The following is a 21,493-nucleotide window of genomic DNA, read 5'->3' on the forward strand; positions in this document are numbered from 1 at the left end:
GCGATGCTCCTCAGCGTGCGGCCAGGCGGTCGGGCCAGATCGGCTCGGCCGATCCGCTCCGCGCCTCGATGCGCCCGGCCAGGCGGGCGATGCGCGATGCCTCGCGGGCGCCGGCCTGCGGGTCGCCGGTTGTGCAGGCCTCGTTGGCGATCGCGATGGCGCGGTCAAGCGCCGCCGCTTCGTTTGCCGTGGCCGTGGCGCGCGCCGCGCCCGCCCAGTCCAGCGCGGGCGCCAGCGCGGCGCGGCACACGGCGGTGAGTTCGGCGTTCATCGCCTCGGTATCGCAGGCGCGCGCCAGCGGCGGCGCCATCACCAGCAGCGCGGCCAGCGCCGCCGCCTTCGGGAAGTCCATCATCACGTCCTCCTGGGTCAGCGCGGAGTGAGCCGCATCGCGGCGGCGGGGTGAGGATAATCCGACAGGCGCCGGCCTTCGGCGGGAATCTCCGCCCAGTTCACCGAGGCACCGCCCTCGCAATCCTGGCGCACCGCGAACCACAGCGTGGCGTCGGGCGTATTCGGCACGCGGAAGCGCAGCACGAACTCGTCGTAGTGCTCGTTGGGCAGGCGGCCGCCTTCCCAGGTGACGGTGCCGAGGTCGCGCACCGCGCCGTGGCCGGTGGGCTCGGGCGCACCCTCGCGCGGGGTGGTCACGAGGGTCCAGCCGGGCTTGGGCATCGGCCGCGCGGCGGTCACGCCTTCCGGGAGGCGGACGGTGATGCGCGTGGTGGCGGCATCGCCGCAGCCATGCGGTACGCGCAGCGCGGCGCGCACATAGGCGTGCGGCGCGGCCTGCGCAGGGTCGATGCTGACATGCGCCGCGGCGGGAAGCGTGGGCAGCGCAAGGGCGATCGCGAGGATCAGGGCGGATCGGTTCATGGTCATGGTCTCCTGTCGGGGTGGGGTCAGGTCGGCATGCGTTGCGCGGCTTCGTCGGCGGCGCGGCGGATGCGGTCGAGGAAGGGGTCGAACATGCGGGTGATGATCTGCGTCGCCTCGGGCGGGGCGCTGGCCGGCGTGCCCGCGTCGAAGGGTGGTTCGGGCGCGTATTCCGCGACCAGCTGGACGGCCTTGGCGTAGAAGTCGTCGCGCAGGGCGGCGACCATCGACAGGCCGAAATCGATGCCGGCCGTCACGCCGCCGCCCGTCGCGCGATTGCGGTCGATCACCACGCGTTCGTTCACCGGGATGGCGCCGAAGGTCGGGAGCACATCGCGCGTCAGCCAGTGCGACGTGGCGCGATAGCCGCGCAACAGCCCCGCGGCGCCGAGCAGCAGCGTGCCGGTGCACACGCCCGTCACCCAGGTCGCGCGCCGGCCGCGGGCGGCGAGGAACGCCATCGTCTCGGCATCCTGCATCGCCGCCAGCGTGCCCTCGGACCCGCCGGGGACGCAGATCAGCGTCAGCGTCTCCGGGCAGTCGGCGAAGGTGGTGTCGGGCAGTACCGCGAGGTTTGTGTCGGTGACGATCGGATCGCGCGTCTTCGCCACCAGCCGCACCGTGGCGCCCATCAGTCCGCGAAGCATGTTGTGCGGGCCGACGAAGTCGAGCGCGGTGCAGCCGGGATAGAGCAGGAAGGCGATGTCCTCCGGCCCGCGCGCCGGCGCCAGGCGGGCCATCAGCGTCGCGTCGGTTGCATCCTGCGCGTGCTGCGCCGATGCGCCGCGCGCGGCTCCCAGGGCCAGCAGGGCCGCCAGCGCCGCGCGGCGCGATGCGTCGGTCGTGCTCATGGTTCAGAACCTCAGGCTGGCGGTGAGGAACACCTCGGTCGGCGCGCCCGGCGTGACCGAGTTGTTGAAGTAGTTGAACGGCGTCGTGTAGGTCGCGTTGCCGATGTTGCGCCCCACCAGCGCCACGCGGACCGGCCCGGTCTGGTAGGCGATCTGCGCGTCGAAGGTGGTGTAGCCCTTGGTGCGCACCGTGTCGGTGTCGTTGGCCGGTGCGCCGGAGGCGACCGTCACGCCGCCGCCGATCGACAGGCCCTGCAGCCATTCCGGCCCGATGTCGCGGAAGCGGTAGATGCCCCAGGCGCGCGCCAGGTTGCGCGGCACCGCGCGCAACGGCGTGCCGGGGGCCAGCAGGTTGTCCTGCGTGATCTCGGCATTGGTGTAGGCGTAGTTGGCCAGCAGGGCGAAGTTTTGGTCGGGCTGCCACAGCATCTCGACCTCGACGCCGCGCGAGCGCTGCTGCCCGGTCTGGCGCGCCAGGCCGAAGAAGGCGGGGTCCGCCACCGGCACGTTGGTGCGCTCGATGTCGAAATACGCGACCGAGGCGGACAGCGTCTCGCCCAGTCGGGCGCGGACGCCGACCTCCCATTGCTCGCTGGTCTCAGGCTTCGGTTCGTTGACGAGGAAGGCGTAGCCCGATGGCGAACGCAGCCCCTGGCCCCAGCCGGCATAGGGTGTCAGCCACGGCAGCACATCGACCGCGATGCCCACCCGCGGCGTCCAGCGCGTGGTGGTGGAATCGAAGCCGCCGCCGGCATCGGGTGTGGAGCTGATCTGCAACTGCGTCACGCGCGCCGCGGCCAGGATGTGCACGCGGTCCCACAGCGTCGCCTGTTCCTGCAGGAAGGCCGCCAGTGTGGTGTAGACATTGCGCGTCGGCGGCGCGCGCTGCGGCCGCACGAAGGTGGCGTCGGTCGGCTGCGCGAAGTCGTAGATGTCGGAGAAGGCAAAGGCGATCCCGCCCTCGTCCCACACCCGGTCGCCCTCGAGGCCGGCCAGCACGGTGTGGCGCACCGGGCCGGTGGTGAAGCGCGCCTCGAGCGTGGGCAGCACCGTCACCTGCGACAGGTCCTGCTGCAGGTAGCCATTGAAGCGCGCATAGGTGGTGTTGCCGACCACCGGCGGGCCGAAGGGGAACTGTGCCGGCTGCTCGAGGTTGCTCGACGCCATCTGCGCCGCCAGGCGCAGCGTGAACACGTCGTCGAAGCGGTGCTCGAAGAACAGCCGCCCGCCGTTGCGCTGCGTGACGGTGCGCGGGACGTTGCCGCCGTTGGCATTGCGGTAGGGGTCGATGCCGAAGTTCGACGCCCCGCCCGTGAGCTCCGGCGGCAGGCCCGGATAGTCGTTGGCCCTGCGTTCGGAGGTGAAGGCCTGCACCGTGACGGAGGTGTTCTCCGTGCGCACCGTCACCGCCGGAATCACCTGGTAGCCGCTGAGCAGCACGTTCTCGATGTAGGAGCGCGTGGACAGGTATTCCGCCTGCAACCGGGCCGAGACCTGCACACCGCCATTGGCCGTGGTGCCCGCCACCTGGTTCAGGTCCATGTACGGGTTGGCGTAGCCATAGGGGCCGAAGGTGACGCCCATCTCGTAGGAATTCGCGACACCCGGCAGGCGCGAGACGAAGTTCACGACGCCGCCATGCCCGCCGCCGAGCCCGCCGCCGAACAGCGTGCTCGATGGGCCGCGGATCACCTCGATGCGCTCGATGCCGAGCAGCGACTGCGCGAAGCCGGCATCGAAGTAGCTCTGCATGCCGTCGCGGTAGATCTCGGCCGAGAAGCCGCGCACGAAGGTGTTGAGGTTCTGGTTCAGGAACAGCGGGCTCTCGGGCACCACGCCGGCGGCGTTGCGCAGCGCATCCGCCACGGTGCGGTCGCCCTGGTCCTCGATGAGCTGCCGCGGGATGACCGTGACCGATTGCGGGATCTGGTTCAGCGGGGTCGAGGTGCGCGTGGCGCTCGACGATGTCAGCGCCTGGTAGCCGCGCAACTCGCCGACCTGGTCGCGTTCGAGCAGCGGCGGCGCGGTGACGATCATCGGCGGCACGGTGCCGTCCGGAAAGGCCACGGGGCCGGGGGTCTGGGCAGCGGCGGGCAGCACTGCTCCGCATGCAAGGACGGCCGCGATGCGCGGCGCGAACATGGTGTTGAACACGAAGGGTACTCTCCGGAGGCGGCTGGACGGCAGGCGCACAGGCGGCCGTCCCCTCGCGGGGCGGCCTCAGGAGAGGGTGGGCGGTCCGGTCGGCCGGTAGGGTGGCGCGCGCGCGCCCGGCGGCAGGCTGTCGCGCGTGGCCGGCGGGAACGCCACCGCCCCGGCCAGCCAGGCCGGCATCGGCACGTCCGGCGCGGATGTCATCGCCGCCTGCGGCAGCGCGTGGCACACCACGCAGGCGCCCGCCGCGCCGTCATGCGCAGGCAGCTCCTGCCCGTCGGGTCCGATCATCACGGTGCGGGTGCCGTCGGCTGCGCAGATCACCGCCTCGAAGCCAGCGGGGGCGGCGGCCATCGCCAGGCAATGCGCCGGCGCGACCACCACCTGCAACAGCAGAAGGAAGGCGATCAGTCGCGCGAAGGGGCGGGACAGCCGAGCCACGATTCGTCGCTTACAGCGGTGCGGGTCCCGCGGCAAGCGCGCCGGTCACGCCGCCGCGCGTGCCGCCAGGTCGTACTCCACCTCGGGCGTATAGACCGACGCCTCCTTGCCCAGGCGAGAGGAGAACAGCGTGAAATGCTGCACGCTGACCGGCGTGGCGCGGAACAGGTTGTGTGCCTGGACATAGGCCACGACCTTGTCGAGCGGCGCGCGATCGACCCGCGCGAGCGTCACATGCGGGGAGAAGCGCTTGCGTTCCGGCGGCAGGCCGACGCGCTGCAGCGCCGTCTCGATCTTGCCCTGCAGGTGCGTGAGCGTGTCGTTGCGCTCGGCACCCACCCACAGCGACTGGATGCGCCCGGCCTTGTCGAAGGTGCCGACCCCGCGCAGCGAGAGGTCGAAGGCATGGCCGCGGATCATCGCCAGCGCGTCGTCCACCTCCTGCGCGCGCCAGTTCTCGATCTCGCCGATGAAGCGCAGCGTCAGGTGGTAGTTGTCCGGCGGAACCCATTTCGCCCCGGGGATGCCACCCGCCAGGCCCGCGACCTCGGACCTGATCTCGGGGGGAAGGGCCAGGGCGACGAACAGGCGCAGCATGGGGCCCCCTCCTTGCCTGGACGCGTCAGCCGGTGGGCACCCGCGCCAGCAGCGATTCGACGGCCGGCAGCATGCGACGGACCAGTTCCGCGACGCCAGCCTCATTGGGATGAATCCTGTCCGGCTGGTTCATCGCCGGGTCGCCGGCCACGCCATCCAGCAGGAAGGGGTAGAACACGACCTCCGGCCGCGCCTGAGCGATGCTGGTGAAGGTCGCTGCGAAGTCCCGCCCATAATCGGCGCCGAGGTTCGGCGGTGCCAGCATTCCCGCCAGCATCGCCGGCAGGTTGCGCTGCTTGAGCGCATCCAGGATGGCGTTCAGGTTCGCGGCGCTGGCGCGCGGTTCGATGCCGCGCAGCCCGTCATTGCCGCCCAGCGCCACGATCACCGCATCCGGCCGGTCCGCCAGCGCCCAGGCCAACCGCGCGCGGCCGCCCGCCGTGGTGTCGCCCGAAACGCCGGCATCGATCACCCGCACATCGCGCCCGCGCTCGCGCAGCGCGGCCTCGAGCCGCGCCGGCAAGCCCTGCCCGCGGGCCAGCCCATAAGCGGCGGTGATCGAATCCCCCAGCATCATCACGCGGATCTCGCGCGCCGACGCGGGCGTCGCGGCCAGCAACGGCAACATTCCGATACCAGTGAAAAGTTGGCGGATCGCGTCGCGGCGCCCATATCGGGCCGGAAGCCGCGGAACCAGAACGCCCATGGATGCCCTTCCACATACCGCCCCGGTCGCTGCCGGGACGCCCGCCGGATCGCCGTTGATCCAGGCCCTCAACCTGTCCTTCCAGGTGAGGGCCCAGGCCGGCGAGATCAATATCCTGCGCGGCGTGGACCTGGCGGTGCGCACCGGGGAGGCGGTCGGGATCGTCGGCCCGTCCGGGTCGGGCAAGACGTCGCTGCTGATGCTCCTGGCGGGGCTCGACCGGCCGACCGGCGGCACGCTGTCGGTGGCGGGCCAGGACCTGATCCGCATGAACGAGGACCAGCTCGCGGTGTTCCGCCGCGACAATGTCGGGATCGTGTTCCAGTCCTTCCACCTGGTGCCGACCATGACTGCGATCGAGAACGTGGCGGTGCCGCTGGAATTCGCCGGCCGTGCCGATGCCTTCGACCGCGCGGAAGCGGCACTGCGCAGCGTGGGCCTCGGCCATCGCCTGACGCACTACCCCGGCCAGCTTTCGGGCGGTGAGCAGCAGCGCGTGGCCCTGGCGCGCGCCTTCGTGGCCGAACCCAAGCTGCTGCTGGCGGACGAACCCACCGGCAACCTCGACCGCGGCACCGGCGGGCATGTGATGGACCTGTTGTTCGGCTTGCGCGAACAGTTCGGCACGACGCTGCTGCTGATCACCCACGACCCGCTGCTGGCCGAACGCTGCGAGCGCCAGGTGCGCATCGAGGACGGCAAGATCGTCAGCGACGGCGCGCGCTGAGATGAAGACCTTGGGCCTCGCCTGGCGCTTCGCGCGCCGTGATTTGCGCGGCGGCGTGAAGGGGCTGCGCATCGTGCTGGCGTGCCTGGCCCTCGGTGTCGCCGCCATCACTGCGGTCGGCACGCTGCGCGCGGGCGTGGAGGCCGGCATCACCGCCGACGGAGCGCGCATCCTGGGCGGGGAAGTCGAGGTCGCGTCCCAGCAGGGCGCACTGCCGCCGGCGCTGGCGGATTGGATCACCGCGCGCGGCGCTCGGATCTCCCGCATTACGCAGATGCGCGCGATGGCCGTGGCCCCGGATGGCGAGCGCACGCTGGTCGAACTCAAGGCCGTCGACGAGGCCTACCCGCTGTTCGGCGCCCTGCAGCTCGACCCGCCCGGCATGCTCATGCCCGGGGAGGTGGTGGTGGAGCGCATCGTCGCCGACCGCCTGGGCATCGCGCCCGGCGCGACCATCCGCCTGGGCGATGCCACCTTCCGCCTGCGCGGCGTGATCCTGGCCGAACCCGACAAGGTCGCCTCCCCGGCCATCTTCGGCCCGCGCGCCATGATCCCGCTGGCCGATCTGCCGGCCACCGGCTTGATCCAGCCCGGGTCGCTGGCGAATTGGGAAATGCGCATCGCCCTGCCCGAGGGCACGACGCGCCAGGCCTTCGCGAACGAACTCCGGGCCGCCTTTCCGCAGAATGGCTGGCGGATCCGCACCGCCGATGCCGCCGCGCCGTCGGTCAACCGCTTCGTCGACCGCGCCGCCTTCTTCTTGACGCTCGCGAGCCTCACGGCGCTGCTGGTCGGCGGCATCGGTGTCGCGACCGGCGTGCGGTCGTGGCTCGACCAGCGGGCGCGCACCATCGCGACGCTGCGCTGCCTCGGCGCCGGGCCGGGGGTGATCTTCACGACCTACCTGATGCAGGTGCTGGCGCTGGCCTGCCTGGGCATCGCCATCGGCCTGGCGGCGGGCTTCGGGCTGACCATGCTGGGCGCCTGGGCCTTGGCGGATGCGCTGCCGATCCCGCCGCGCATGGGGGTGTATCCGGTGCCGCTGGCGCTGGCGGCGGTGTATGGGCTGCTGACGGCGCTGGCCTTCGCGCTGTGGCCGCTCGGCCGCGCCATGGAGATCCCCGGCGCGGCGCTGTTCCGCGACGCGCTGCAGCCCTCGGGCGCGCGTCCGCGAATCGCGCTGGTGGCGGCGACCGTGGCGGCGGGGCTGGCGCTGGCCGCGCTGATCATCGCGACGGCGGAGAACCGCTTCTTCGCGATCTCCTTCGTGGGCGGCGCGGTCGGTACGCTGCTGGTGTTCCGGCTCGGCGCCTTTGCGCTGATGCGCGGCGCGCGCGCCTTCCGCGGCGTGCGGCGCCCGGCGCTTCGCCTGGGCCTGGCCAACCTGCACCGTCCCGGTGCGCCGACCCCGCTCATCCTGGTGTCGCTCGGCATCGGGTTGACCACGCTGGCGGCGGTGGCGCTGATCGAGGGCAACCTGCGCCGCCAGATCGCCGAGCAACTGCCCGACGCCGCGCCGAACTTCTATTTCATCGACATCCAGTCCGACCAGGCGCGCGACTTCGACCGCGTGGCCGCCGCGCAGCCCACGGTCAGCGAGATCAAGCGCGTGCCGTCCCTGCGCGCGCGCATCGTCGCCGTGAATGGCGTGCCGGCCGACCAGGTCCGCACCACGCCCGAGACCGCCTGGGCGCTGCGTGGCGACCGCGGCCTCACCTATGCCGCGACCCCGCCCGAGGGCACGCGCCTGGTGCAGGGCCAGTGGTGGGCGGCGGACTACAGCGGGGAGCCGCTGGTCTCCTTCGATGCCAACCTCGCCCGTGGCTGGGGCGTGGGCATCGGGGACAGCATCACGGTCAACGTGCTCGGCCGCGACATCCCGCTGCGCATCGCCAACCTGCGCGACATCGAATGGCGCGGGCTCGGGCTGAACTTCGTGCTGGTCGCCTCGCCGGGCATGCTGGAAGCCGCGCCGCATACCCACATCGCGACCCTGCGTTCGGCCACCGCCAATGAGGGCGCCGTGCTGCGCGCGATAAGCGAGGCCTTCCCGAACGTCTCGGGCATCCGCGTGCGCGATGCGCTGGAACAGGTGGCGGTGCTGTTGGGGCGCATCGGCACGGCGCTGTCCGCGACAGCGTCGCTGACGCTCGCCGCCGGCGCGCTGGTGCTGGCGGGCGCGGTGGCGGCGGGGCAGCGGCGGCGCGTGCGCGATGCCGTGGTGCTCAAGACCGTGGGCGCAACACGCCGGCAGATCCGCCGCGCCTTCCTGGTCGAATTCGGCCTGTTGGGGGCCACCGCCGGCGTCATCGCGGCCGTGGCGGGCACGGCAGCGGCCTGGGGCGTCGTGCGCTACATCCTGGGCGCGGACTGGGTGTTCCTGCCCGGCACGCTGGCCGCGGTGGTACTGGCCTGCACGGCGCTGACGCTCGCTTTCGGCTATGCGGGGACGGCACTGGCGCTGCGCGCGCGCCCTGCGCCGTTCCTGCGGAACGAATAGCGCCGGCGCTTCTGCCCGGCGCACGGGTCTGTTACCCTAGGGCGCCGGACGTTATCCGCCCCACGAAGGAAATCGCCATGTCCCAGACCCCCCGTTCGCGGCTGTCGCTCGCTGCGCTCGTCGTTCTGCCGCTTGCCGCGCTCGGCGCCTGCGCGCCGACCCCGCCGCCGCAGCCCGTCACGCCGCCGCCGCCCGCCGTCGTCTCCACCGCCAGCGAGGCCGTGGGCGTGGTGCAGAGCGTGAACGCCCGCACGCGCCAGGTGGCGATCCGCACGCCGGCCAACCGCACCGTGACCGTGGTCGCGGGCCCCGAGGTGCAGAACTTCGCCCGCATCCGCCGCGGCGACCGCGTGCGCATCCGCTTCGAGGAAGCCGTGGCCGTCCAGCTGACGCCGCGCGGCACCACCCTGCCGGCCGAGGTCGACATCGGCGCTGCCCGCGCCCCCGCCGGCGACCGCCCTGCCGGCGCGGTGGTCACCACCGTGCGCGACACCGTGACGATCAACTCGGTCGACACCACCGCGAACACGGTGACCTTCACCTCCTCGCGCGGGGTGCGCCGCACCGTCGCCGTCCGCTCGCCGGAGATGCAGGCCTTCATCCGCACGATCCAGCCGGGCCAGCGCGTGAACGTCGCGATCGCCGAGGCGACCGCCCTGTCGGTCGAACCCGCCGAGCGCTGAGTGGCTGCGTGAGAATGCGCCCTTTGGCGCATTCTCACCCCCCTCCTGCGCCGGCCCGCACCCCCGGCCCGGCCAGCCACTTCAGGACACTGATGCTGGTTGCCCTGGGCGGCGGGCGGGTAGGTGCCGGACCTGTCGGGCCGACACTCAGAAATCGCGGGGCGGCCGCCGCCCGCCGCCCCGGACGACCGTTGCGGATCGACGCATTCCCCCGTTGATCCTGATGAAGAAATCTCCATATTCAGCGTCCGCGGGGAATCCTCCCCCTACAAGGAGTTCAAGTCGTCATGGCCTTTGGTCCCGACACTCGATTCACGACGGGTGCGCCTGGCTGGGGTCGCACTGCGGCCGCCGACGCGGCCGCCGTCGATGCCGGGCTGCGGTCCTACATGCTCCGGGTCTACAACTGGATGGCCTCGGGGCTGCTGCTGACCGGCATCGTGGCGTATGTCATCGCCTCCACGCCGGAGCTGATGCAGCTGTTCTGGTCGGTCGGCCGCACCGCCTCGGGCGCGCGCGTCGTCTCGCCGACCATCCTGGGCTGGGTTGCGATGCTCTCGCCGCTGGCCTTCGTGCTGGTCTTCTCGTTCGGCATCAACCGCATGAGCAAGGGCACGGCGCAGCTGCTGTTCTGGCTGTTCGCGGCCGCCATGGGCGCAAGCCTGTCGAACATCTTCCTGCGTTACACCGGCCAGTCCATCGCCACGACCTTCTTCATCACCTCGGCGATGTTCGCGGGCATCAGCCTGTACGGCTACACCACGAAGGCCGACCTGACGCGCATGGGCAGCTTCATGATGATGGGCCTGATCGGCATCATCATCGCGTCGCTGGTCAACATCTTCCTGGCGTCGTCGGCGCTGGCCTTCGCCATCAGCATCATCGGCGTGGTCGTCTTCGTGGGCCTCACCGCCTATGACACGCAGCGCATCAAGTCGGACTACGTCGCCTACGCCTACGCCGAAGGCACCGACGAGGCCGGCAAGCGCTCGGTGATGGACGCGCTGGGGCTGTACCTCAACTTCGTGAACCTGTTCCAGCTGCTGCTCTCGCTGATCGGCAACAGGCAGGAATAAACGGCCCCGCGAAAGCGGAACGGCCAGGGCCCCGGGGAGTAATCCCCGGGGCCTTTCCTTTGGGCTTCATCCGGTTCCTGGCCGGACCGAAGCGCGCTATCGGGACGCGATGGACCGCCAGATCATCGTCACCATCGCGACCCAGCGCAGCGGGACCAAGTTCCTGTGCGGCTGCCTGAATGCCGGGACGCTGGTGCGCAGCGTCGCCGAATGCTTCCAGCCCGGCGAGCCGCGCCGGCTCTTTCCAACCTTCCTGGCCGGCTGGTTCGCGCGGCATCCGGAATTCGACTTCCGATCCGCACATATGCACGCGCTGCTCGGGGCCTTCCTGGACGAGATGCTGGCGCGCAGCGACCGCCCGATCCTCCATTTCGACGTCATGTACAACAACCTGGGCGGCTTCTCCGGTGCCTGGGCCTGGCCACCGCCGGGCGGGGGCAGCCTGATCGCCGCGGTGCTGCGCGCGCGCAACCTGCCCATCATCCACCTGGTGCGCGACAGCCCGGCCGAATGCCATGCCAGCACGCTGATCGCCGAGCACCGCGGCTGGCACCGTCGCACCGCGCTGGCGGAACCGGACGCCGCGCTGCGCCTGGTGGCAGAACCCAGGCGCGCCGCCCGCGAAATCCGCGCCATCCTGGACGCGCGCGACTTTGTCCGCCGCACCTTCCGCCGCCATCCCCGCCTCCTGGAACTGCGGTACCCCGACTTCATCGATGGGCAGCGCCTGGCGCCGGCGGCGCAAGCCGGCATCGCAGCGCTGCTCGGCCTGCCGGCCGACACCCCGGTGGCGGGTGCGGCGGACCTGCGCCCCACCGCGCCCGACAAGGCGCAGGTGATCGAGAACTGGGACGAACTGGTCGCGATCGAGGCGACCATCCGTGCCGAACGTGCGGCCCGGCGCGGCTGAACCGCGTCGGGCGCGGGGGCGCTACTGCCCCGAATCGTCCAGCGCGTCGGCCTTATCGGCCTTGTCCTCGCGCGGGCCCTTTTCGGCCTTGCCGAGGTAGGTGAGCAGCTTCTCGATCGCCGCCGGCTTGTCCGACTTGTCGATCGCCGCGACCTCCGCTGCCAGGCGATCCAGCGCCTGCTCGTAGATCTGCCGTTCCGAGAAGGACTGGTCCGGCTGGCCGGCATTGCGGTGCAGGTCGCGCACCACCTCGGCGATCTGGATCGGGTCGCCGGAATTGATCTTCGCCTCGTATTCCTGGGCGCGGCGCGACCACATGGTGCGCTTGATGCGCGCGCGGCCCTTCAGCGTATCGAGCGCCTGCTGCATGGCCGCGCCCACCGCCAGCTTGCGCAGTCCGGACGACGCCGCCTTGTTTACCGGCACGCGCAGCGTCATGCGGTTTTCCTCGAAGGTCACCACGATGACCGACAGGGAATAGCCTGCCGCCTCGACCGTCTCGATGCCCTGGACCTGGCCCACGCCATGGGTCGGGTAGACCACGTGGTCGCCGGCCTTGAAGTCCTCCTTTGGGCGCGGCGCGGCGCGGCTGGCGGCCGCCGAGGCAAGCGGCGAGGCGCTCGGCCGATGGGTCGGCGGCGGCAGCGAGACCGGTGCCCCACGCGCCATGGGCGGCGGCGGGGCGGGGGCGCGCGGCATCTCCGGGCGCGGGGTGGTGGTCGCGATGCCTTCCGTATGTGCGGGCACGACGGCAGGCCGCGCGGGGGCGGTCGCGGCCGGCTTCGGCGCCGCGGTCGCGGCTTTCGCCGCTGGGGCCTTCGCCGCCGGGGCCTTCGCCGCCGGTGCGGCAGCCTTGGGCGCCGGCGCCTGGGCCGCGGTGGCGGCGGGCTTGGGAGCCTCTGCCTTGGTGGCGGGGGCCACGGTCTCGCGCTTCATGGCCGGTGCTGCTGCTTTCGATGCTGCCGCCTTCGGGGCCGGGGCGGGCTTCGCCATGGGCTTCGGCGCGGTCTTGGCGGTGGTGGTCGTCTTCGTCTTCGCGGCGACGGGCTTTGCCTTGGGGGCCGGCTTCGGCGCGGCGGCCTTCGGCTTGGTGGCCGGCTTGGCCTTGGTGGTGGGCTTCGGGGCTGCCGCCTTGCGCGTGGGCGACTTCGCCGCCTTGGCCACCGCCTTCGGCTTCGCGGCGACCTTCGGCTTCGACTTCGCCGCCGGCTTCGCGGCGGCCTTGGCCTTGGTGGCGGGCTTGGCCTTGGCCGTGGCGCGGGACCTGCTCTGCGCCTTGGCGCGGGCGGATGCCTTCATGACCGGTCTGCTCCCAATTCCCGCCGCACTGCCCTCAGCCGGGGCCGCGACGCTGATCCAGCGGGCCGCGGCCGGGCGCACCACCAGGGCGCTGCCACGGTACAACCCGGCCATCTGTCTGAAACAATAGCAGAAAGATAGCCGCCCGTCACCCCGCAGGACGGGCGTGAAGGAATGCTCAGCCCGGATTGGGGCTGAACAGCTCCTTCTTGCCTGGCTTGTCCTTCCATTCATCCGCATCGGCCGGTGCATCGCCCTTGCGGGTGATGTTCGGCCATTGCGCCGCATAGGTGCGGTTCAACTCGAGCCACGCCGTCCCCTTGTCGTCGCTGTCGGGCACGATGGCCTCGGCGGGGCATTCGGGTTCGCAGACGCCGCAGTCGATGCATTCATCCGGATGGATGACCAGCATGTTCTCGCCGACGTAGAAGCAGTCCACCGGACAGACCTCCACGCAGTCCATGTACTTGCACTTGATGCAGTTCTCGGTGACGACATAGGTCACGGGCGGTCGGTCCCCAGGCTCAAGGCGTTGCGGCGCCTGCAAAATGGCCGCGCGGCCGCCAGGCCGCAAGCCACCCCCGGCACATGGCTCGGCGCGGCGCCGCACATGGCGGCGGCGTGAATGCCGGGCCGGGCTTGCGCCCGCCGGCGCGCCACGGGGCCCGGCGGTGTCCCGGCAGAGATGGGCGGGTGCAGGCGGTTGCTCATTCGTCCGGCATTTCCTCGAACAGCGTGCGGGCCTCGGGCGGCGGCCCGCGCCGGGCGGCCAGAGCCAGCACGCGCCAGACCAGGATCCGCCCACGCTCGCCCTGGCCCTGCGCGATGGTGAGCACGTCGCCCGGCCGCACCCGGGCATGCGCCTTGTCGGTGGGCTGGCGGTTGATGCGCACCGCCCCGGCTTCGACCAGGCGGGCGCAATCGGCGCGCGTCTTGCGCAGCCTGGCGCACCAGAGCCAGAGGTCGAGGCGCTGGGCCTCGCGCTCCGTCTCCGCCACGGGGCCGCGTCAGTCCTTCTTGAGCAGGCTGGCCAGCACCGCGAAGGGGCTGTCCGGGCGCGGCATGGAGGGCAGGGCCGGGCGATCCTCGCGCGGGCGACGTGGGCCGCGGTCGCGATCGCCCTGGTAGCCGCCGCCCTTGCCCTGGCGGTTCTGGTCGCGCGGCGGGCGGTTGTCCTGACGGGGCGGACGGGGGTCCTGGCGCGGCGGGCGCGGAGCCTCGGCGCCGGCCTCGGCGGGCACGGCCCCCTCGGCAGCCGGCGCATCGGCCGCCGGCTGGTCCGTCCGCGGGGCGCGGCGGTCGTCGCGCCGCGGACCGCGGTTCTGGCCGTCCCGCCGCGGGCCGCGGTTCTCGCCGTCCCGCCGTTCGCCACGTGGTTCGCCATCGCGGGCTTCCCCGCGTGGCGGGCCGTCGCGCCGCGGGCCGCGATGATGCTCGGGGCGCGCCGGTCGGGCATGAGCGATGCGCGCGGGGCAGGGCGGGCCGAACTGCTTTTCCTCCAGCACCTCGGTCGGGATCAGGCGGAAGCCCATCGCGTCCAGAACGGGGCCCAGCACATCGCCCTTCACGCCGAGCCGGCTGGCCAGGTCACCCGGCAGCATGGCCGGCGCGCGGCGCGTCAGGTGGCCGATCTCCCCGGCGATGCGTTCCGCCACATCGAGGCGCAGCAGCACCGGCCCGGCCGGCAGCCAGCCCATGGTCTCGGCGAAGCCGCGCGGCCAGTCCTCGCGCGCCGGCACGGCGATCAGCCCGCCGCCAGGCAGCTTCGGCGTCTCGATTCCGCGCAGCAGCGACCACAGCTGCGCACGCAGCGCCATGGCCTTGGGCTTCATCGCCTCGGGCACGAACAGTGCGTAGCGGCCGGCCCGGATGCCGATGCCCTTCAGCTTCTGGCGCAGGTCGGGGCGGATGTCGGGGTCGGTGCGGCCCATCGCCAGGCCGAGTTCCTCCCGCAGGCGGAAGGCAGGGCCACGCAGCGTGTTGTCCTCCGAGGCCTTGCCCTCGGCGGCGAAGACCGCGCCCAGTTCGCGCTTGATGAGCGCATCGAGCCAAGTGGCCAGGCGTTCGCGGATGCGTTCGCGCTGCGCGCCGTCCAGGTATTCGCTGGCCAGCACCTCGACCTGCGGCTTGGAAGGTTCCGGGCCGGGCTTGAGCTTCGCGACCTCGGCGATGTCGCCCAGGCCCGCGGGCATGTTGGGCGCATGCGAATAGGCCCAGGTGATGCGGTGGTTGGCGGTGATGGCGAAGGCGTCGTCCTTCGCCGCTTCCAGCATCGCCACGCGGCGCGGGATCTCGGCGGCCAGCGCACGGCGGGCGGCGCGCAGCACGACGCGGCGTTCCTCCTCCTCGACCGTCGCGGAATCGGGTTCGAATGCGAAGCCCTTCACGGTGCCGACCGGATGGCCCTCGACCACCACCTCGCCGCGGCGGGTCACGGCGGAGAGGAGTTCCTCCTCGGTGTCGTCCATCTTGCGGATCAGGTGGGCGGCGCGGCGGTCCACGAAGCGCGCGGTCAGCGTCTCGTGCAGCGCGTCACTGACCATGTCCTCGGCGCGGCGCGCATCGGCCTGCAGGCCCGGCGCGTCGTCGACCCAGTCGTTGCGCGCGGCGATATAGGCCCAGACCCGGATCGCGGTGATCCGCGCCATCAGCGTATCGAGGTCGCCATCGGTGCGTTCCAGCACCGCCAGCGCACCCACCACCCAGTCCCGCGGCAGGCGCCCGTCGCGCGCCAGGTGCGTGAACAGCTTGGTGCAGAGCGTCGTGTGGCTGTCATCGGCCAGCTTGCGGAAATCCGGCACCTGGCAGGCTTCCCACAGCAGCCGCACGCGCGACGCGGTGTCGGCCAGGTCGCGCACCTCCGGCACGCGCGACAGGGCTTCCAGCGTGATGTGGTCCACCGCGTCGTGGCCCTTGGCAAGCCCCGCCTGCGGCGGCGAGGCCGCGAGGCTGCCGAGCAGCCCGTCGATGCTGGTGAAATCGAGGTCGGAATTGCGCCAGGCGAGCTGCTGGATCGGCTCGAAGGCATGGGTCTCCACCGCCTCCACGATCTCCTCGGGCATGGGCGCGCATTCGGCCGTGGTGCCGAAGGACCCGTCCTTCATGCCGCGCCCGGCGCGCCCGGCGATCTGCGCGACTTCCTGCGCGGTCAGCGGCCGCGGCTGCTGGCCGTCGAACTTTTGCAGCGCGGCGAAGGCGACATGGTCGACATCCATGTTCAGGCCCATGCCGATCGCGTCGGTGGCGACCAGGAAATCCACCTCGCGGTTCTGGTACAGCGCGACCTGCGCATTGCGCGTGCGCGGGGACAGCCGGCCCATCACCACTGCGCAGCCGCCGCGGCGGCGGCGCACGGCCTCGGCAATCGCGTAGACCTCGTTCGCGCTGAACGCGACGATGGCGGAACGGGCGGGCAGGCGCGTCAGCTTCGCCGGGCCGGCGTAGGTGAGTTGCGACAGGCGCGGGCGCGTCTCGATCTCGGCGCGCGGCACCAGTCGGCGCAGCAGCGGCGCAATGGTCTCCGCACCGAGGAACATGGTCTCGACCATGCCGCGGGCATGCAGCAGCCGATCGGTGAAGACATGCCCGCGGTCGGGGTCCGCACAGAGCTGGATCTCGTCCACCGCGAGGAATTCCACCGGACGGTCGAGCGGCATGGCCTCCACCGTGCAGGCGAACCACTTCGCCTCGGGCGGGACGATCTTTTCCTCGCCGGTGATCAGCGCGACGTGCTTCTCGCCCTTCTGCGCGACCATGCGGTCGTAGTTCTCGCGCGCCAGCAGGCGCAGCGGGAAGCCGATGATGCCGGACGCATGCGCGAGCAATCGCTCGATCGCGAGATGAGTCTTGCCGGTATTGGTAGGGCCGAGGACGGCGCGGACCCGAGGTTCGAACATGGCGCGCAGGCGTTCCGCAATGAGGAGCGGGCTTCCGTCGCATGGGGCGCGCCACTTGTCCATGGCAGGACGGCGCGCGGGCATGGCGCGCCGGCCGCGTCTATTTCGGCGGCGACGCCCGGCGCTTGCCCCTGATGCCGTCCGCGCCGGTCGCCGCCTGGTCCGGTTGCGGCGTCGCGGGTGGTTGCGCGGGCCTCGGTGGGGCGCTGGCCACCTAGGGCGGCGCAACGGCCGCCGGGGCCCCGCCGGCAGGTGCTGGTGCGGGCGCAGGTGCCGCGCGATCGGCGCCGAATTGCCGCAGGACGCGGTCCGCCTCGCCCGAGATCACCCGCGGCAGGATGCGTTCGCCCAGGCCGAGCAGCGCGCCGCAGATCGCCGTCGCGGAGAAGCCATCGAGGATGCCCACGCTGGACAGCCCCGACCCTTCGCCGCCCAGGTTGAGCACGACCACCTGCTTGTGCGGCAGCAGGATCACGATGACGCCGACACCCAACAGCACGCAGCCACGGATCCAGGAATCGAAGGGCTCCGCGCAGACCCCGTCCAGCACGCCCGCATCGCCGCTGTTGAGTTGCTGCGCCGCCGAGAGCCAGGCGCCGAGGAACTGAAGGCCGACGCGATTGCGCGCATCGAGAAGTGCTGCCACGGCGGGCGCCCAGCTTGCGACGCCTCGGCGCCGACCACCAGGCCCCGAGCAGGCATGCAGCAGCACCATCGCGCCAGCGAAGAAGTCGCTCAGCGTTGCAAAGGCGACCGCGAGGTCGGCCAGCGTCTCCCGCCGCACCCGCGGGCCGTGCTCGGCGATCGCGTCCTTGAACACGGCGGCGAGGTGGCGTTCCGGCAGCGCGATCTCGGGCGCACGGTCCGTGCCGCCATCGGGCAACGCCATGCGCCCGGCGGCAATCAACGCGGAGCGCGACGTCTGGAACTGGTCCTCGGCCAGGCGTGCGGGCGGCTGGGCGGGGGCTTGCTACGCCACGCCGCCGCCCGGCGTCTCCACCGCGCCAGGCCCGTTGGCCTGCGCCAGCAGCGCGGCGTCGTACGCCACGCGCCTGTCGTCGATCCGCGCAAGGGCAAAGAGATCCTCGCCATCGGGCACGATCCTGTGGGTCGCGGGCATGGGCTTCCTCCGTTGGGCGCGTCCCGGCACAGTCACACGGCGGCCTCATGCGCTGCCGGGATGGTCCGATCGTGGAAAGAAGCCCTGCCCCAGATCAGAGAATTTCCGGGGCGGCGCCGCGCTTCGCGCTGCTGTTCGGCGCCCAGTTCGCCGCCGTGGGCGTGCTGCTGCCCTTCATCCCGCCACTGATGGCGGCCGCCGGGCTGGGCGCGGCAGAGGTCGCGACCATCCTGGCGCTTGGCGGGGCGGTGCGGCTGGTGTCGGGGCCGCTGGGCGGGCGGCTGGCCGATGCGCTGGGCCGGCCGCGCGCGGTGATGGCGGCCGGCGCGCTGGTCGCGGCCTGTGCAGCGATGCTGTACGGCGTGGCTGGCGGCTTCGCCGGGCTGCTGGCGGCGAATCTGGTCTTCGCGGTCGCCTTCGCCTGCGTCGTGCCGCTCGGCGATGCCATGGCGCTGCGCGCCGCCCGGGCCGAATCCTGGGATTACGCGCGGGTGCGCGCGGTCGGCTCGGCGGCCTTCATTGTCGCAGCTGGCGCGGCAGGGTGGGTGGCGGAACGCGCCGGGGCCGCCAGCGTGGCGTGGCTGCTGGCGGGCGCGCTGTTTGCCGCCGCGCTTGCCGCGCTGCGGCTGCCGGTGAGCGATGCCCCGACGCGCCGGCGGGGCGGCGCCTTTCGCGCCGTATGGGCGCTGCCCGCCTTCCGCCGCGTGCTGGTGGTCTCGGCGCTGATCCAGGGTAGCCACGCGGCGTATTACGCCTTCGGGTCGATCCATTGGGAACGCACCGGCGTGGCACCGAGCGTGATCGGCCTGCTCTGGGCCTGGTCGGTGGTGGCGGAGGTGGCGCTATTCGCCTGGGGCCGGCCGCTGGCCGAACGCCTTGGCGCGCGGGGGTTGGCGCTGGTGGCGGCCGGCGCCGGCCTGCTGCGCTGGGGCATCACGGCGCAGAGCGTGGACCTGACTGCGCTGGTGGTGGCGCAGGCGCTGCACGCATTGACCTTCGGGGCGATGCACCTGGCCACCATGCGGGTGATGCAGCACGCGATCCCGGCGCAGGTGGCGGGCACCGCGCAGACGCTGCTCGCGGCGGGGATCGGGGCGGTGATGATGGTGGCGACGCTGGCCGCGGGGTGGGGCTACGCAGCAATGGGTGGCGGTGTATTCTGGGGGATGGCGGCGATGTGCGGGGCGGGTGCGGCGCTGCTGCTGCGCGGCTGGCTGGCCGAGCGCGGCTGAGTCGGCGCGTGTTGCCGCGCCGCCCGCGCGCGGACCAGAGTGCGCGGGCACGGTGCAGGACAGGCGACGATGCGACGCAGGACGACGATGATCGGCACGGCGGCGCTGCTCGCCACCACGCAGGCCGTGGCGCAGCCGCCGCCGGCCAGCCTCGATGCCACGCTGCGCCCCACCCTCGCGCGCTTCGGCCTGCCGGCGGTGGCGGGCGCGGTGGTGCTTCAGGGGCGCGTCGTCGCCGCGGGGGCGGTGGGCACGCGGCGCGCCGGCGCCGACATCCCGGTCACGCTGACCGACCGGTTCCACATCGGGTCGTGCACCAAGGCCTTCACCGCTTTGCTCGCCGGCATCCTGGTCGAGGCCGGGCGCATCCGCTGGGACAGCAGCGTGGGTGAGGCCTTCCCCGACCTGCGCGCGGGCATGGATTCCGGCCTGGCGGGAGTGACGCTGGCGCAGTTGCTCTCGCACACCGGCGGCGTATCGCCCGACGACGACGCCATCATCCGCGTGCTGCTCGCGGCCTATGGCGAGGATTCTCTGAACCTCGACGCGATGCGGCGCTGGGTGATCGGGCAATTGCGGACGCGGCCGCTCGCCTCGGCGCCGGGGACGCGCTTCGCCTACGCGAACCTCGGCTACATGATCGCGGGCGCGATGCTCGAGGCCGCGGCGGGCGCGACGTGGGAGGAACTGGTGCTGGCGCGCATCGCCGGTCCGCTCGGCCTGGCCGGCGCGGGCATCGGGCCGCAATCGACCATGGGGCGCGTCGATGCGCCGCTCGGCCACGTGGTGCGGCCGGACGGGTCGCTGCTCGCGATGCTGGCGGGGCCGAATGGCGACGTGCCCGCGGTATATGGCCCGGCCGGGGCGGCGCATCTGTCGATCCTGGATTTCGCCGCCTGGGCCGGCTGGCACGCGGGCGCGGGGCGGCGCGGCCCGGCACTGGTGGGGGGCGAGACGCTGCGCCGGCTGCACACCCGCGTGGTCGAGATGCCGGCGCGCCCGGATGCGGCGCCGGGTACGCCTTCGGGCGGCGCCTATGGCCTGGGCTGGGGCTTCATCGAGATGCCCTTCAGCCGGGGCGAGGTGATGCTGCACACCGGGTCCAACAGCATGAACCTGGCGATGGTGATGGTGCAGCCGTCGCGGGACTTCGCTGTGGTGGTCGCGACGAACCGGCCCGACGGGCGCGCGGACGAGGCGCTGAAGGCCCTGCAGGAAGCGCTGTTCCGGGAGTTCGCCCCAGCGGGCTGACGGCGCGCCGCGCGCTTCGCGATGGACAGCCGCGGTCGGCCACGGGCATGATCGGCGCGCTTCGTAAGCCCAACCAACCAAATTGCGCGAAGCACAGCCCCGCATCCCCTGATGTCAGGAGAGATACGCCATGGTTGTGCACATGCCGCGCCCCGTTCCGCCGCGCCGCACCCACGCCGCCATCCATTACCTGCGCCGCCGACGCATGGTCGCGGCGGGCCTCATCGTCGCCGCCGCGCCGGGCGCAGCACGCGGCCAGGCGCCCTGGCCGGACCGGCCGCTGCGCGCCGTCGTGCCCTTCCCGCCGGGCGGCGGCACCCTGGATGCGCTGGCGCGCGCGCTGGCGCCGGCGCTGGGCGCGGTGCTCGGCCAGCCCATGGTGGTCGAGAACCGTGCCGGCGCCGGCGGCAACATCGCCGCCGAGGCGGTGGCGCGCGCCGAACCGGATGGGCTGACGCTGATCCTGGTGTCGACCGGGCTCGCCGCCTTCAGCCCGAACCTCTATGCGCAGCTGCCCTGGAAGCCGGAGGATTTCGCCTCGGTCGGGTTGATCGGGCGCTCGCCGCTCGGCCTGTTCGTGCGCGCCGACGGGCCAGCGGATTTCGCCACGTTGGCCGCTGCGGCACGGGCGCGGCCGGGTGCGATGACCTATGGCAGCGCCGGCAATGGGCTGCCTAGCCATGTGGGCATGGAGCTGCTGCGCCGGCAGGCGGGGCTCGACATCACGCATGTGCCCTATCGCGGTACGCCGCCGGTGGTGACCGACCTGCTGGCCGGGCGGATCGACATGGCGCTGGACAGCCCGCCGGCTTGGCTTGGCCAGGTGCAGGCCGGGCGCGTGCGGATGCTGTTCGCGACCTCGGCCGCGCGGTGGTCGGGCGCGCCGGAGGTGCCGACGGCGGCGGAAGCGGGTGTGCCGGATTTCGTCGTGGAGAACTGGCAGGGGCTGCAGGTGCCTGCGCGCACGCCTTCCGACCGCATCGATCGGCTGTCGCGCGCGCTGCGTGACGTGCTCGCGGCGCCGGAGACGCAGGCGCGCCTCGCACGGCTCGGCATCGATGTCTGGACATCGACGCCGGCGGAGATGGACGGCGTGGTGGCGCGCGAGCGCGCACGCTGGGGCGCGGTGATCCGCGCGGCGGGCATCAGGGTGGACTGAGGCACGGCGGCAGCG

At 72.5% G+C, this 21,493-nt stretch carries 22 protein-coding genes; 9 read left to right on the forward strand and 13 right to left on the reverse strand.

The features are described from left to right. Nucleotides 1-10 precede the first annotated feature (10 nt). The 7 genes from MWM08_RS02915 to MWM08_RS02945 all read right to left on the reverse strand — a co-directional run bounded on the left by MWM08_RS02915 (nt 11) and on the right by MWM08_RS02945 (nt 5,547). On the reverse strand, nt 11-355 hold the full coding sequence (locus MWM08_RS02915; protein WP_244457977.1) for a hypothetical protein: 345 nt from the start codon (nt 353-355) through the stop codon (nt 11-13). A 14-nt stretch (nt 356-369) separates the two neighbouring features. Beyond that, nucleotides 370-876 (reverse strand): YcnI family copper-binding membrane protein, encoded by a 507-nt coding sequence (locus MWM08_RS02920; RefSeq protein WP_244457978.1) that lies wholly within the window; start codon nt 874-876, stop codon nt 370-372. Between the two features lie 26 nt (nt 877-902). Further along, nucleotides 903-1,727, reverse strand: coding sequence for a DJ-1/PfpI family protein (locus tag MWM08_RS02925; RefSeq protein WP_244457979.1), 825 nt, complete (start codon nt 1,725-1,727; stop codon nt 903-905). Nucleotides 1,728-1,730: 3 nt separating this feature from the next. After that, on the reverse strand, nt 1,731-3,881 hold the full coding sequence (locus MWM08_RS02930) for a TonB-dependent siderophore receptor (protein ID WP_244457980.1): 2,151 nt from the start codon (nt 3,879-3,881) through the stop codon (nt 1,731-1,733). Nucleotides 3,882-3,947: 66 nt separating this feature from the next. Beyond that, nucleotides 3,948-4,322: a DUF2946 family protein gene (locus tag MWM08_RS02935; protein ID WP_244457981.1), complete on the reverse strand. Its 375-nt coding sequence runs from the start codon at nt 4,320-4,322 to the stop codon at nt 3,948-3,950. 45 nt (nt 4,323-4,367) lie between these two features. Beyond that, nucleotides 4,368-4,919 carry an RNA 2',3'-cyclic phosphodiesterase gene (gene thpR, locus MWM08_RS02940; RefSeq protein WP_244457982.1) on the reverse strand — a complete coding sequence of 184 codons (552 nt, stop codon included), beginning with the start codon at nt 4,917-4,919 and terminating at the stop codon, nt 4,368-4,370. Between the two features lie 25 nt (nt 4,920-4,944). Next, entirely contained in the window at nt 4,945-5,547 is a 603-nt protein-coding gene (locus MWM08_RS02945) for an arylesterase (RefSeq protein ID WP_244457983.1), read from the reverse strand. A 133-nt stretch (nt 5,548-5,680) separates the two neighbouring features. Between MWM08_RS02945 and MWM08_RS02950 the strand changes: the two genes are divergently transcribed. From MWM08_RS02950 to MWM08_RS02970, 5 genes are all read left to right on the forward strand, one after another. Continuing rightward, nucleotides 5,681-6,352, forward strand: coding sequence for an ABC transporter ATP-binding protein (locus MWM08_RS02950; RefSeq protein ID WP_244457984.1), 672 nt, complete (start codon nt 5,681-5,683; stop codon nt 6,350-6,352). Nucleotide 6,353: 1 nt separating this feature from the next. Beyond that, nucleotides 6,354-8,852 carry an ABC transporter permease gene (locus MWM08_RS02955; protein WP_244457985.1) on the forward strand — a complete coding sequence of 833 codons (2,499 nt, stop codon included), beginning with the start codon at nt 6,354-6,356 and terminating at the stop codon, nt 8,850-8,852. 77 nt (nt 8,853-8,929) lie between these two features. Next, nucleotides 8,930-9,535, forward strand: a complete 606-nt coding sequence (locus MWM08_RS02960) for a hypothetical protein (RefSeq protein WP_244457986.1) — start codon at nt 8,930-8,932, stop codon at nt 9,533-9,535. Between the two features lie 287 nt (nt 9,536-9,822). Further along, nucleotides 9,823-10,611 (forward strand): Bax inhibitor-1/YccA family protein, encoded by a 789-nt coding sequence (locus tag MWM08_RS02965; protein WP_244457987.1) that lies wholly within the window; start codon nt 9,823-9,825, stop codon nt 10,609-10,611. 109 nt (nt 10,612-10,720) lie between these two features. Next, the gene (locus MWM08_RS02970; RefSeq protein ID WP_244457988.1) at nt 10,721-11,521 is read left to right on the forward strand and encodes a hypothetical protein; all 801 of its coding nucleotides are present in this window, start codon (nt 10,721-10,723) and stop codon (nt 11,519-11,521) included. Nucleotides 11,522-11,542: 21 nt separating this feature from the next. Here the strand turns inward: MWM08_RS02970 and MWM08_RS02975 are convergent, their stop codons facing one another. Beyond that, nucleotides 11,543-12,064, reverse strand: coding sequence for a CarD family transcriptional regulator (locus tag MWM08_RS02975; RefSeq protein WP_244460049.1), 522 nt, complete (start codon nt 12,062-12,064; stop codon nt 11,543-11,545). A 13-nt stretch (nt 12,065-12,077) separates the two neighbouring features. Here MWM08_RS02975 and MWM08_RS26400 point away from each other — a divergent pair, with 13 nt between their 5' ends. Then, the gene (locus MWM08_RS26400) at nt 12,078-12,950 is read left to right on the forward strand and encodes a hypothetical protein (protein ID WP_279323228.1); all 873 of its coding nucleotides are present in this window, start codon (nt 12,078-12,080) and stop codon (nt 12,948-12,950) included. Between the two features lie 48 nt (nt 12,951-12,998). Here the strand turns inward: MWM08_RS26400 and fdxA are convergent, their stop codons facing one another. From fdxA to MWM08_RS03010, 5 genes are all read right to left on the reverse strand, one after another. Then, nucleotides 12,999-13,325 carry a ferredoxin FdxA gene (gene fdxA / locus MWM08_RS02990; RefSeq protein WP_244457990.1) on the reverse strand — a complete coding sequence of 109 codons (327 nt, stop codon included), beginning with the start codon at nt 13,323-13,325 and terminating at the stop codon, nt 12,999-13,001. 202 nt (nt 13,326-13,527) lie between these two features. Further along, nucleotides 13,528-13,818: an RNA-binding S4 domain-containing protein gene (locus MWM08_RS02995; RefSeq protein ID WP_244457991.1), complete on the reverse strand. Its 291-nt coding sequence runs from the start codon at nt 13,816-13,818 to the stop codon at nt 13,528-13,530. Nucleotides 13,819-13,827: 9 nt separating this feature from the next. After that, nucleotides 13,828-16,716: a helicase-related protein gene (locus MWM08_RS03000; RefSeq protein WP_244457992.1), complete on the reverse strand. Its 2,889-nt coding sequence runs from the start codon at nt 16,714-16,716 to the stop codon at nt 13,828-13,830. A 214-nt stretch (nt 16,717-16,930) separates the two neighbouring features. Next, nucleotides 16,931-17,605, reverse strand: a complete 675-nt coding sequence (locus MWM08_RS03005) for a hypothetical protein (RefSeq protein WP_244457993.1) — start codon at nt 17,603-17,605, stop codon at nt 16,931-16,933. Nucleotides 17,606-17,686: 81 nt separating this feature from the next. Continuing rightward, a complete protein-coding gene (locus MWM08_RS03010) occupies nt 17,687-17,836 on the reverse strand; it encodes a hypothetical protein (RefSeq protein WP_244457994.1) in 150 nt (49 codons plus the stop codon). A 71-nt stretch (nt 17,837-17,907) separates the two neighbouring features. On the opposite strand from MWM08_RS03010, the gene MWM08_RS03015 reads away from it, so the two are divergent. From MWM08_RS03015 to MWM08_RS03025, 3 genes are all read left to right on the forward strand, one after another. Further along, nucleotides 17,908-19,068: an MFS transporter gene (locus MWM08_RS03015; RefSeq protein WP_244457995.1), complete on the forward strand. Its 1,161-nt coding sequence runs from the start codon at nt 17,908-17,910 to the stop codon at nt 19,066-19,068. Between the two features lie 69 nt (nt 19,069-19,137). Beyond that, nucleotides 19,138-20,319, forward strand: coding sequence for a serine hydrolase domain-containing protein (locus MWM08_RS03020; RefSeq protein WP_244457996.1), 1,182 nt, complete (start codon nt 19,138-19,140; stop codon nt 20,317-20,319). A gap of 142 nt (nt 20,320-20,461) precedes the next feature. Beyond that, a complete protein-coding gene (locus MWM08_RS03025; protein ID WP_244457997.1) occupies nt 20,462-21,478 on the forward strand; it encodes a Bug family tripartite tricarboxylate transporter substrate binding protein in 1,017 nt (338 codons plus the stop codon). The last annotated feature ends 15 nt before the right edge of the window (nt 21,479-21,493 follow it).

Origin of the sequence: Roseomonas fluvialis (genome assembly GCF_022846615.1) — a bacterium.
In the GTDB taxonomy this organism is placed as follows: domain Bacteria; phylum Pseudomonadota; class Alphaproteobacteria; order Acetobacterales; family Acetobacteraceae; genus Neoroseomonas; species Neoroseomonas fluvialis.

Excerpts from the sequence above, each read along its gene's own strand:
- MWM08_RS03000 (WP_244457992.1), bottom strand. The coding sequence starts at position 16,716 with ATGTTCGAACCTCGGGTCCGCGCCGTCCTCGGCCCTACCAATACCGGC.
- MWM08_RS03020 (WP_244457996.1), top strand. The coding sequence starts at position 19,138 with ATGCGACGCAGGACGACGATGATCGGCACGGCGGCGCTGCTCGCCACC.
- MWM08_RS02955 (WP_244457985.1), top strand. The coding sequence starts at position 6,354 with ATGAAGACCTTGGGCCTCGCCTGGCGCTTCGCGCGCCGTGATTTGCGC.
- MWM08_RS03025 (WP_244457997.1), top strand. The coding sequence starts at position 20,462 with ATGCCGCGCCCCGTTCCGCCGCGCCGCACCCACGCCGCCATCCATTAC.
- MWM08_RS03010 (WP_244457994.1), bottom strand. The coding sequence starts at position 17,836 with ATGCCCGCGACCCACAGGATCGTGCCCGATGGCGAGGATCTCTTTGCC.
- MWM08_RS02960 (WP_244457986.1), top strand. The coding sequence starts at position 8,930 with ATGTCCCAGACCCCCCGTTCGCGGCTGTCGCTCGCTGCGCTCGTCGTT.
- MWM08_RS02925 (WP_244457979.1), bottom strand. The coding sequence starts at position 1,727 with ATGAGCACGACCGACGCATCGCGCCGCGCGGCGCTGGCGGCCCTGCTG.
- MWM08_RS02920 (WP_244457978.1), bottom strand. The coding sequence starts at position 876 with ATGAACCGATCCGCCCTGATCCTCGCGATCGCCCTTGCGCTGCCCACG.
- MWM08_RS02915 (WP_244457977.1), bottom strand. The coding sequence starts at position 355 with ATGATGGACTTCCCGAAGGCGGCGGCGCTGGCCGCGCTGCTGGTGATG.
- MWM08_RS02965 (WP_244457987.1), top strand. The coding sequence starts at position 9,823 with ATGGCCTTTGGTCCCGACACTCGATTCACGACGGGTGCGCCTGGCTGG.
- MWM08_RS03005 (WP_244457993.1), bottom strand. The coding sequence starts at position 17,605 with ATGGCGTTGCCCGATGGCGGCACGGACCGTGCGCCCGAGATCGCGCTG.
- thpR (WP_244457982.1), bottom strand. The coding sequence starts at position 4,919 with ATGCTGCGCCTGTTCGTCGCCCTGGCCCTTCCCCCCGAGATCAGGTCC.
- MWM08_RS02945 (WP_244457983.1), bottom strand. The coding sequence starts at position 5,547 with ATGTTGCCGTTGCTGGCCGCGACGCCCGCGTCGGCGCGCGAGATCCGC.
- MWM08_RS02970 (WP_244457988.1), top strand. The coding sequence starts at position 10,721 with ATGGACCGCCAGATCATCGTCACCATCGCGACCCAGCGCAGCGGGACC.